The sequence below is a fragment of the Rhizobium sp. UBA1881 genome (assembly GCF_002338015.1).
GTDB lineage: Bacteria > Pseudomonadota > Alphaproteobacteria > Rhizobiales > Rhizobiaceae > Rhizobium.
Genome location: NZ_DDHH01000143.1, coordinates 1 through 9,960 on the forward strand (window position 1 = coordinate 1; position 9,960 = coordinate 9,960).

The 9,960-nt window shown below is 62.4% G+C and carries 11 protein-coding genes; 7 read left to right on the plus strand and 4 right to left on the minus strand.

Translation table 11 applies throughout. The features are described from left to right. Window positions 1-206: 206 nt before the first annotated feature. Window positions 207-809, minus strand: coding sequence for a superoxide dismutase (locus B3605_RS17435; RefSeq protein WP_037180608.1), 603 nt, complete (start codon window positions 807-809; stop codon window positions 207-209). A gap of 254 nt (window positions 810-1,063) precedes the next feature. Here B3605_RS17435 and B3605_RS17440 point away from each other — a divergent pair, with 254 nt between their 5' ends. The 4 genes from B3605_RS17440 to B3605_RS17455 all read left to right on the plus strand — a co-directional run bounded on the left by B3605_RS17440 (window position 1,064) and on the right by B3605_RS17455 (window position 3,325). Then, window positions 1,064-1,396, plus strand: a complete 333-nt coding sequence (locus B3605_RS17440; protein WP_112944417.1) for a hypothetical protein — start codon at window positions 1,064-1,066, stop codon at window positions 1,394-1,396. Window positions 1,397-1,536: 140 nt separating this feature from the next. After that, window positions 1,537-1,986: a hypothetical protein gene (locus B3605_RS17445; RefSeq protein ID WP_112944418.1), complete on the plus strand. Its 450-nt coding sequence runs from the start codon at window positions 1,537-1,539 to the stop codon at window positions 1,984-1,986. A gap of 162 nt (window positions 1,987-2,148) precedes the next feature. Further along, the gene (locus B3605_RS17450) at window positions 2,149-2,724 is read left to right on the plus strand and encodes a TetR/AcrR family transcriptional regulator (protein WP_112973503.1); all 576 of its coding nucleotides are present in this window, start codon (window positions 2,149-2,151) and stop codon (window positions 2,722-2,724) included. Between the two features lie 97 nt (window positions 2,725-2,821). Continuing rightward, on the plus strand, window positions 2,822-3,325 hold the full coding sequence (locus tag B3605_RS17455) for a hypothetical protein (protein ID WP_112944420.1): 504 nt from the start codon (window positions 2,822-2,824) through the stop codon (window positions 3,323-3,325). Window positions 3,326-3,329: 4 nt separating this feature from the next. Here the strand turns inward: B3605_RS17455 and B3605_RS17460 are convergent, their stop codons facing one another. Beyond that, a complete protein-coding gene (locus B3605_RS17460) occupies window positions 3,330-3,677 on the minus strand; it encodes a nuclear transport factor 2 family protein (RefSeq protein ID WP_409457220.1) in 348 nt (115 codons plus the stop codon). A gap of 280 nt (window positions 3,678-3,957) precedes the next feature. Here B3605_RS17460 and B3605_RS17465 point away from each other — a divergent pair, with 280 nt between their 5' ends. Beyond that, window positions 3,958-5,193 (plus strand): MFS transporter, encoded by a 1,236-nt coding sequence (locus B3605_RS17465; protein WP_296435259.1) that lies wholly within the window; start codon window positions 3,958-3,960, stop codon window positions 5,191-5,193. 522 nt (window positions 5,194-5,715) lie between these two features. Here B3605_RS17465 and B3605_RS17470 read toward each other — a convergent pair. Further along, window positions 5,716-6,642 (minus strand): bestrophin family protein, encoded by a 927-nt coding sequence (locus tag B3605_RS17470; protein WP_112944423.1) that lies wholly within the window; start codon window positions 6,640-6,642, stop codon window positions 5,716-5,718. 230 nt (window positions 6,643-6,872) lie between these two features. Further along, window positions 6,873-7,760 (minus strand): branched-chain amino acid aminotransferase, encoded by an 888-nt coding sequence (locus B3605_RS17475; protein WP_112944424.1) that lies wholly within the window; start codon window positions 7,758-7,760, stop codon window positions 6,873-6,875. A gap of 292 nt (window positions 7,761-8,052) precedes the next feature. On the opposite strand from B3605_RS17475, the gene B3605_RS17480 reads away from it, so the two are divergent. Next, a complete protein-coding gene (locus B3605_RS17480; protein ID WP_112944425.1) occupies window positions 8,053-9,102 on the plus strand; it encodes a patatin-like phospholipase family protein in 1,050 nt (349 codons plus the stop codon). Window positions 9,103-9,254: 152 nt separating this feature from the next. After that, on the plus strand, window positions 9,255-9,689 hold the full coding sequence (locus B3605_RS17485) for a cupin domain-containing protein (protein ID WP_112944426.1): 435 nt from the start codon (window positions 9,255-9,257) through the stop codon (window positions 9,687-9,689). Window positions 9,690-9,960 lie beyond the last annotated feature (271 nt).

Genomic DNA, 9,960 nt, shown 5'->3' on the forward strand with positions numbered 1-9,960 from the left:
GTATTTTGCAACGGCTTCCGTTGGGGAGAAGAGACTCGGGGTGGGCCGCTCGCTCCATCTCCCCTTCTCCCCCGCGGGGAGAAGGTGGCCCGCAGGGTCGGATGAGGGGGCTGCGGGCGCAACGCCCGCGACACACTCCCTCACCCCACAAAACAAAAACACCCGGCGTCTCCACCGGGTGTTCTCTTCACTCTCTCAAAACCGGCTTACTTGGTTGCGGCTTCGTAGCGTTCCAGGACGTAGTCCCAGTTGATCAGGCTGTCGACGAAGGCTTCGAGGTACTTCGGACGGGCGTTGCGGTAGTCGATGTAGTAGGAGTGTTCCCAGACGTCGACGCCGAGGATCGGGGTGGCGCCGTGGACGAGCGGGTTTTCGCCGTTCGGGGTCTTGGAGATTTCGAGCTTGCCGTTCTTGACGGAAACCCAGGCCCAGCCGGAGCCGAACTGGGTGGTGCCGGCAGCGACGAAATCGGCCTTGAACTTGTCATAGCCGCCGAGATCGGAGTTGATGGCCGCTTCGAGCTTCGAGGGCAGCTTGTTGCCGCCGCCGCCCTTCTTCATCCACTTCCAGAAATGGACGTGGTTGTAGTGCTGGGCAGCGTTGTTGAAGAGGCCGGCATTGGTGCCGAAGGACTTCTTGACGACTTCTTCGAGCGAGAGGTCGGCGAGACCGGCTTCCGCCGCAAGCTTGTTGCCGTTGTCGACATAAGCCTTGTGGTGCTTGTCGTGGTGGAACTCCAGGGTTTCCTTCGACATGAAAGGCTGCAGCGCTTCGTAATCGTAGGGAAGTTCAGGCAATTCAAAAGCCATGGTCGTCTCCTTTTGGCAATAGTTTGCGTAATCGGCAGGTGTGCGGGAACATAGGAGCGCAAGCTTGGTGAGGCAACCTGCGAAATGTCAAAAAAGACCGCTGCGGAAGAAAATTTAACCGCGCTAAGGGCTTGGCATGCAAGGCGCAAATCAATCATGATGACAGTGCTTTATGGCATGGCCTTCCAAGCGTGGGCGCGAGGGCCAAAAATGTGCGAGGGCTCAGTATGAGGCTTGGCGTTACAGGGCACCCTATGCTCCACCCGATCGGCTTTGCAGCCGTCTTCATCGCGGCTTTTCTGACTGCGGGCGGCACCGCCATGGCTTCCTCGGGCGACGCCTGGCAGGACTTCGCCGCCGAGGTGCAGGGAAAATGCGAGATGGCGGCGCGCGCGCAGGTGGAACTGCCGCATGCGGTCGTCGATCCGTTCGGCAGCGAGAATTTCGGCATGGCGCTGGTGACCGGCAAGCCGAAGGGCGCCAACGGCTTCGTCAGCTACTTCTGCATCTACGACAAGAAGACCAAGGCGGTGGAGCTCGGCACGGAACTTGAGACCGAGCGGATGGGGATCTTGCCGGACGAGTGAGGCGCCGCGCACGCCGTTATCTGCAGCCTATATGTCCGCGCCTTTCGCAATCAAAGATTGCACTCGATTTGTGTACGCGCAACCTCCCTTTCGCTAACCTTCCGACGCCGCCCCCAGATGGCGCGGCACGGGAGGATGTCATGTTTCATTTCAGCAGCGCATCGCTTGCCGCCCTTGCGAAATGCCATCCGCATCTGCAGGCGATCGCCCAGACGGCGATCCGTGAGGTCGATTTCAAGGTGCTCGATTCGACGCGCGGGCGCGATGCACAGGAGCGGGCCTTCAACGGCGGTTTTGCGAAGGTGCATTTTGGCGACTCGGCTCACAACTACGTGCCGGCGATCGCCTTCGATCTGTTTCCTGCACCCTATGACTGGAATGACAAGGAGGCTTTCATCAGGCTCTACGGAGTGATCATGCCGCTGCCGGAAAAGCTTGGGCTGAAAGGTCTCGACGGCAAGACGCTCCTGTTGCGTCCAGGTATCGACTGGAACATGGATGGTAACTTTAGCGACGGCTGGGACATGCCGCATTATGAGCTGCATCCCTGGCGCAAATGGTCGAAGAAATCGAAGCTTTACGAGGATTGACTTTGGCGGGTGGGAGTTGGCAGCGGCGGCGTCCGTGACGATGCCGCGTCCACGCCGGCGGTGTGCCCTGCCCCGCGCTGCCGGCAATGCCACCTTCAGCCCGCAGTCACGTTTCCGTGCGCCCCGTTGACGACCGACCAACTAGTCGGTAGATATCCACTCATGGCTTCGGATACACACACACGCATTCTCGACACCGCGCAGGCGCTGATCGTCACACGCGGTTACAACGCCTTCAGCTACGCCGATATCTCCGCCGTGGTTGGCGTCGGCAAGGCGACGATCCATCATCATTTTCCCGGCAAGGCCGATCTCGCGGTGGCGGTGGTCGCCCGCTACAGGCAGGCGACAGAGGATGGGATGGGAGCGATGGCGGCGCATGAGCCCCGCGCCGACAGGCGGCTTGCCGGCTATGTCGGCTTCTGGGAACAATGCATCCGCGACAACAACGCACCCTTCTGCATCGCAGCGCTTCTCGCCGCCGAACTGCCGAGCCTGCCGCCCGAGGTCGCAGAACAGGTGAAGGCGCATTTCGATGAGCTGATCGCAAGGCTCGCCGGCTTCATCGACGAAGGGCTGCAGAAAGGCGAGCTGACGAGTGCCGAGGATGCGGAGCGCAGCGCCCGCATTCTCGTCGCTACCGTGCATGGCGCGATGCTGGCGGCGCGGGTCGCCGGTGGCGACGCGGAACTCTATGCAAGCATTACCCAGCCGGCGCTGCAGAGACTGACCGGCTAAAACGCTTCCATCTCAGACGTGACGTGCATGCGCATCTCTTTGCCCCTCATTTACCCATCAGACCGACCGACTAGTCGGTCCACAAAAGGAAACAGACATGGCCAATCCGCTTTCGCTTCTCGGTGAGATCCACACCGCCATCAGCATCGTCCCCGCCATCGCCGGGCTTTACAGCTTCGCCAAGTACCGCGCCATTCGCCCCGAAACGACGGTCGGCAAGGTCTACCTCGCAACGCTGGCGCTTTCCGCCATCAGCGCCTTCGGGCTTTCGTCCACCGGCGGCTTCAATCCCGGGCATGCGCTTGCCATCATCGTGCTTCTCGTTTCTGCCATCTGTCTCGCGCTGCCGAAGCTTGGCTTTCTTGGGCGGCTGATCCCCTATCTCAGGAACCTCGGCTTCTCCTTCACCTATTTCCTGCTCTGGGTGCCGGGGATCAACGAGACCCTGTCGCGGCTGCCGCCCTCGCACCCGATCGGCAACGGCCCGGATTCGCCGCCGGTGCAGACGGCCCTGCTGATCTGGGTGGTGCTATTCGCGGCCGGTAGCCTTGCGCAGGCCTTTCTCGTCTCGCGCGGACAGGCGCGGCGGGTGCTTGCGTGAGGGCTCAGTCCTCGCGGCCGAAATAGACTTCCACGGCGGCAAGCGTGTCGCCTCTGAAGCGGAGCGTTTCCATATTGCGGAACGCTCCGCCGTCGTGTTTGACGGCGCGGTAGCGCACCACGACCTCATCGCCTGACAGGCCGAGATACTCGATCTCCATCGTGCGGAAGGGTGGCGGTGTCGGCCAGCAGCGCGCGAAATAGACGTCGCGGTCGATATGATCATCGCGCGGACTGGAGAAGGTGAAATCCTCCGTCAGCATGGTCGCGACGATATCCCTGCGGCCGTCGATATAGGCGGCGTAGAGGGCGCGGACCGTTTTCTCGCGCTTGGTGTCGGTTTCATCCGTCATATCAGTCATCCTCCTCCTTTCAGAAACTGCGGTTACCCAGCGAAAAGGCGAGGCCGATCAGAGAGAATCCGACGTCGAGCGAACCGATTGGCCCTTCATCCGTCCTTGATGGCCTGTCGGCAGCGAGGCTATACCAATGGCGCGCCACCGGAAACGGAAGGCTCTCCTGTCTTTCCTCATCTGCCCGCCCGGCCCTCGCCCGGGCCTGACCGGCCTGTGATCGACATCAGCGCCACCTTTATCTCCGGCATGGACGATCGATGATGAAGAAGGCACTGACATGAGTGACAAGACCGCGGATGCAGCCGCAGCCGAACCAGGCTCGATCCATTGGAAACGCAATCTGGCCGTTTCGCTTGTCGGCTCGTTCACGACCATCGTGGCGATGACGCTGCTTCTTCCCTTCCTGCCGCTCTATGTCGAGGAGCTCGGCGTTAGCGACCATGCCGCGATCGTGCAGTGGTCGGGGATCGCCTATGGCGCCACCTTCTTCGCCGCCGCCTTCGTGGCGCCGCTGTGGGGACGGCTTGGCGATATCTACGGGCGCAAGCTGATGCTGGTGCGCGCAAGCCTGGGCATGACGGTGGCGATCTCGCTGATGGGCATGGCCGGAAATGTCTGGCAGCTGGTGGCGCTCCGGCTCTTCGTCGGGCTGGCGGGAGGCTATTCGTCTGGCTCGATGGTGCTGGTGGCGACGCAGACGCCGAAGGACCGTTCGGCCTGGGCGCTGGGGACGCTGGCTTCAGGCATCATGGCGGGCAATCTGGTCGGGCCGCTGATCGGCGGCGTGCTGCCACCCCTGATCGGCATTCGCGGCACGTTTCTCGCCGCCGGCGCGATGATCCTCCTCGCCTTTCTCGCCACGCTCTTCCTCATCAAGGAGGAGAAGTCCCCTGCCCGCAAGAAGGCCGCCAAGCAGAGCGGCGGCTGGGCCTCGATCCCGGACAAGCGGCCCGTCATCGCCATGCTCTTTACCGGCATGTTGTTGATGCTCGCCAACATGTCGATCGAGCCGATCATCACCGTCTATGTCGCGCAGCTGGTGGACGACGCGGCGCGGGTCACCATCATCGCCGGCATCGTCATGTCGGCGGCCGCACTCGGCAGCATCCTCTCGGCCTCGCGGCTGGGCAAGCTCGCGGACAGGATCGGCCACTGGCCCGTCATCGCAGGCGCGCTAGGCATTGCCGGCCTGCTCCTGATCCCGCAGGCTTTCGTCACATCGTCCTGGCAGCTGATCGTGCTGCGCTTCCTGATGGGCGTGGCGCTCGGCGGCCTGCTTCCCTGCATCTCCGCCGTCATCCGCCACAGCGTCCCCGACAGCGCGGCGGGCAGCATTCTCGGCTGGTCGGTCTCCTCACAATATGTCGGCCAGGTCGCCGGCCCGATCCTCGGCGGCTTCGTCGGCGGGCATATCGGCATGCGAGCGGTGTTTCTGGGCACCTGCGTGCTGTTGATCGCCGGGGCGGCGTATTCGTGGATGGTGCGACCGAGGGGGGATGCGTCCAGGCGCTGACTGACCGCTCGTAAGCCGTTGGAATGGCGACGCGCCCACACTCTCGGCGTCTTCCTCGGGCTTGTCCCGAGGATCTAAGCACGCAGCAGTGTGCTCGACGTGGGTGGATCGACCGAGGGCGTCGGCCGGTGTTTGCGGCAACGTTTGCCCTAGAAGCCGCACCGTTGCATTCGTGGAGACGTGCTTAGATCCTCGGCACGACGGCCGAGGATGACGGTGGAGAATTGGCCGATGCCGGTAAGTTATTGAGACGTCAGAGCTTTCTTCCCTCGCGGCGTCATCCTCGGGCTTGTCCCGAGGATCTGCCGAGGCGGCAACGGGCTGGACGTCAGTGGATCGACCAGTGTACGGGATGGCATTACCGGGCTGCCGTCGCGCGCACCGGCACGATTGCATCCGTGGCGGCGTGCTTAGATCCTCGGGACGAGCCCGAGGATGACGATGGAATGCGGGGCGTCCACCAGCAACCCTTTGAAACGACGCAGTTTCCCCTCGCGCCGCCATCCGTCCGCAAACGTCCGTCTACATCAACAAATAATCCACCGCCACCGGCAACGGCGGCAAATCCCTCTCGCCCATGGCCTCGCGCACATTGATCTCGACCGTATCGGCGATCGCCTCGATCGGGAGTGCGTTGGGTTGCTTGCCGAAGGGTTCTTCCAGTTCGTCGCCGAGCGCGTCGAGGCCGAAGAAGGTGTAGGCGACGAGTGCGGTGCCGAAGGGCATGAACCAGCCGAGCACGTCGTCGAAGCCGAAGGGCAGCATCAGACAGAAGAGATGGGCCGTGCGGTGCAGGAGCAGCGTGTAGCCGAAGGGGACCGGGGTCCAGCGGATGCGCTCGCAGGAGGCCTGGGCGAGCGTGAGATCGGCCAGGGTGCGGTCGAGCATCTGGTAGTTGATGTCGGTCAGCATGCCCTTGGCGCGGAGATCGGCGAGTTCTCGGGCGATTTCGAGCGACAGCGCTTCGGGCGGGTTGCGGCTGGCGGCGTAGTGGGCGTTGATATCATCCGGCAGCAGGCGTTCAACCTTGTGGCGGGAGATGCCGCTGCGCAGGTGCGGGACCAGCGACTGGACGAAGGCGATGACCAGCGTCAGCACGCGTTTGCGGGCGTCTTTTCCGGCTTCGCCTGACATCGTTTCGAGGATCAGGGTCTGGCGGGCGAAGTGGCGGGCGGAAAAGACAATCACGCCCCATTGCCGGCGCGCTTCCCACCAGCGGTCGTAGCAGGCGTTGTTGCGGAAGCCGAGGAAGATCGACAGCGCGATGCCGAGCAGCGCGAAGGGGGCGCCGTTGAAGACCGGCAGGACGCCCGGCCACAGGGTGTGACAGAGCACGACCAGCGAGGAAAGCACGGCGGTGAGGATGATCTGCGGCAGGACGCGCTTGATGATCGAGCCGCGGAGAATGAAGAAGAGGCGAAAGAGGGTTGGGCGGGAGCGCACGATCATGATGCGGGGGACCAGGTGGGGGTGGGAGTGATGACGACTTTCAACGTAGCGCGTGTGGCCCCCTCACCCGGCCTCCGCTACGCTCGGCCACCCTCTCCCCGAGGGGAGAGGAGGATTGGCGACGTTGCGACACATTCCCTTCTCCCCGACGGGGAGAAGGTGCCGGCAGGTCAGGCACAACAAGTTGCGCCGGGGATGAGGGGGCCACGCTCTCCTCCCTCTACACCCAATCAGCTGTCGCTTGCGCTGCGACCAAATGCCCAGTTCATGTAGATTTCGAGCGCCTTGCGGGTGACGGGGCCTTCCTGCAGTTCGCGGCCGTCGAGGCGGTTGACGCCGACGACCTTGGAGTAGTTGCCCGAGGTGAAGATCTCGTCGGCCGCCATGAAATCGTCGACCGAGAGCGTCTCCTCGCGAACCTCGAAGCCGGCCTGGCGAAGCAGGCCGATGACGCGGGCGCGGGTGATGCCGGCGAGGAAAGTGCGATTGGCGACAGGCGTCTTGACGACGCCGTCCTTCACCAGGAACACGTTGGACGACGCGGTCTCGGCGACATTGCCGTTCATGTCGCGCATCAGGGCGTTGTCAAAGCCGCGGCTTCTCGCTTCAGCGATCGCACGGCCGCTGTTCGGATAGAGCGAGCCGGCCTTGGCATCGGTCATCGCGGTCTCCGGCGACGGGCGGCGGAAGGGCGAGACGGTGAGCGAGTTCGGCTTGTTGTTGCCGAGCGGGGCTTCGAACAGGCAGAGCGCGAAGCGCGTGCTGTCGCCATCGACGGTGACGACGCTGCCGGCAGAGCCATGCTCGCCCCAGTACATCGGCTTGATGTAGATCGGCGTCTTGCCGTCGAACTTCTTGATGCCTTCCCAGGCGAGCGCTTCGATCTCTTCGGCGGTCTTGACCGGCTTCAGGCCCATGTTGACGGCGGAGCGGTTGATGCGCTCGCAATGCAGGTCGAGATCCGGCGCGATGCCGTCGAACCAGCGGGCGCCGTCGAAGACGGTGGAGGCCAGCCACATGGCATGCGAAGTCGGCCCGATCAACGGCGGGTTGCCGGTCAGCCACTCTCCCTCGACATAGGTCCAGGTGTTGGAACGGGGCGATGTATCGACGGCCATGCGTTTCTCCTTCAATCAATTGCAGGGAGACAAAACCCCGCGCGCGGACGGGGTCAAGGAGAAATATGTCGCGGCGGAGGCTAAGCAAGAAACGGCATGCGGCAGGTGAGTCAGCGGCAATATTCATGCGCGCGCCTTAAGCGGCGGCGATGGGTGTATCAGCGAAACTCATGGGTGCGGTGAGGCACACGCGCACAACCGCCTTCAATCAGCGCGAGCGTTTCAGTTTGTTGCAATCTTTAGTTTAAGTCACATACTTCCCTCAACCGGATGAACCGGCATGGAGGGGAGCATGGCAAAGCGTTTTATTCTTTCGATCGATGGCGGCGGCATTCGCGGGATCATCCCAGCGGCCGTTCTCGTCGCTCTGGCCAAGCGGTTGAAGGGGCTGCCGCTGCACCAGGCGTTCGACATGATCGTCGGCACTTCCACCGGAGGCATCATCGCCGCCGGTCTGACCTGCCCGCATCCTGATGACAAGAAGAAGGCAGCGTGCACGCCGGCCGAGCTTCTGAAACTCTATACCGATGAAGGCGCCGATATCTTCAAGAAACCCTTGGGGGCGGCGGTCCTCAATCCGTTCGGGATAAACGATCCGCGCTACGGTCCATCCGCCCTGGAAGAGAAGCTGCGCAAACGGCTCGGCAAAGCCACGCTCGACCAAGGTCTGTCGAAAGTGGTGATCACTGCCTACGATATCGAAAGCCGAGCCGCGCTCTTCATGTCGAACGCCGACCCCGAAAACAGCAATTTCCGCTTCTGGGAAGCGGCGCGCGCGACCTCGGCCGCCCCGACTTATTTCCCGCCGGCGCTGATCGAACGCATTGGCGAAACAGATCCCCAGAAGCAGCATATCGCCCTCATCGATGGCGGCGTCTTCGCCAACGATCCTATCCTTGCCGCCTATGTGGAGGCACGCAAGCAGGCGTGGCAGGATGATGAGCTCGTCTTCCTGTCGCTCGGCACCGGTCAGCAGAATCGACCCGTCCAATATCAGGAAGCCAAGGAATGGGGCATCGTCGGCTGGATGCAGGTGTCGCATCACACGCCCTTGATCTCGATCCTAATGCAGGGACAGGCGAGCACCGCATCCTACCAGGCCAACAAGCTGCTCAATCCGCCCGGAACGAAGCTAAAATTCTCGACGGTCGTGACCAATCAAAATGCGCCAACGCTCAATTACTTCCGGCTCGATCAACAGCTGACGAACGCACAGAACGATGCGCTGGACGACGCTTCTGTCGACAACATCCCGGAGCTCGAAAAAATCGCTGCATCGATCATCAAGGAGAACGCGCTGGCGCTCGACGAAATCGCCAAACGCATCCTGGCCAACCCATAACGGCCAAACACGATGCGGTGATCGATCGGCTGAAAACCCGCTGATTGCGTGGGTTCCGATATGTGCATCGGAGCCTTGCATTTTAGCGGGTTGCCATTCTCCGGCTAAAGGTCTATCGCGCTCGCCGCTAAGAAAAAGAAAAGCGAGACATCATGTCCAACTCATTTGTAAACACCCATGCGCCCGAGGGCGCACAGGCCGGCTTTGCGCCGGAAGGCCAGCTCGAGCGGCATACGCGGCTTGAAGGAACCTGGCTGAACATCTTCGACGTCACGGTGCCCGCGGGCGGCCGTACGCCGCTTCATCGCCACGAAAGCCCCGAGATCCTGCGCATCATCGAAGGCTGTCTGATCATCCGTCGGATGACGGACCAGGGCCTGGAAGAATTCGAAGCCACCGCCGGCGATATCGTCCGGATCGAGGCCGATCAGGCGCATGGCTATTCCAACCGCGGCCCTGAAACCGCACGGTTTTCGGCAACGATCGACAGCGACATGTCGGACTTCTTCGAAGCCGCCGAATCGCGCACCCGCGACCTGCTGACCGTCGTCGCCAACAGCGACAGCACACGCATCCTGGCGGCCTGATCAGGCCGCCGTGCAGCCGTCCGGATCGCCGGGCGGCCATTTTCCCCGGCCGTTCACAATGGCCTCGATCGCAAGCATGCGAACGAATTCTGCACCACCCCTCTTGCGCTTGGTCACGTTAGCCTTCAAAATTGAAGCATGCCTGACAGTGACCCTTCCAGTACCAGCTCCACCCCGTCTTCCAGCGACATGTCCGCTGATGGCGATGGGGATGGCTGTAGATGGCGTACTGTTCGCCGCATCGGCGTCAGGCCTGATCTAGCCGCTTTCA

What these genes read in the sequence shown, in the direction of transcription:
- B3605_RS17485 (WP_112944426.1), top strand. Translation starts at nt 9,255, where the DNA reads ATGTCCAACTCATTTGTAAACACCCATGCGCCCGAGGGCGCACAGGCC.
- B3605_RS17465 (WP_296435259.1), top strand. Translation starts at nt 3,958, where the DNA reads ATGAGTGACAAGACCGCGGATGCAGCCGCAGCCGAACCAGGCTCGATC.
- B3605_RS17475 (WP_112944424.1), bottom strand. Translation starts at nt 7,760, where the DNA reads ATGGCCGTCGATACATCGCCCCGTTCCAACACCTGGACCTATGTCGAG.
- B3605_RS17480 (WP_112944425.1), top strand. Translation starts at nt 8,053, where the DNA reads ATGGCAAAGCGTTTTATTCTTTCGATCGATGGCGGCGGCATTCGCGGG.
- B3605_RS17455 (WP_112944420.1), top strand. Translation starts at nt 2,822, where the DNA reads ATGGCCAATCCGCTTTCGCTTCTCGGTGAGATCCACACCGCCATCAGC.
- B3605_RS17440 (WP_112944417.1), top strand. Translation starts at nt 1,064, where the DNA reads ATGCTCCACCCGATCGGCTTTGCAGCCGTCTTCATCGCGGCTTTTCTG.
- B3605_RS17470 (WP_112944423.1), bottom strand. Translation starts at nt 6,642, where the DNA reads ATGATCGTGCGCTCCCGCCCAACCCTCTTTCGCCTCTTCTTCATTCTC.
- B3605_RS17435 (WP_037180608.1), bottom strand. Translation starts at nt 809, where the DNA reads ATGGCTTTTGAATTGCCTGAACTTCCCTACGATTACGAAGCGCTGCAG.
- B3605_RS17460 (WP_409457220.1), bottom strand. Translation starts at nt 3,677, where the DNA reads ATGACGGATGAAACCGACACCAAGCGCGAGAAAACGGTCCGCGCCCTC.
- B3605_RS17445 (WP_112944418.1), top strand. Translation starts at nt 1,537, where the DNA reads ATGTTTCATTTCAGCAGCGCATCGCTTGCCGCCCTTGCGAAATGCCAT.
- B3605_RS17450 (WP_112973503.1), top strand. Translation starts at nt 2,149, where the DNA reads ATGGCTTCGGATACACACACACGCATTCTCGACACCGCGCAGGCGCTG.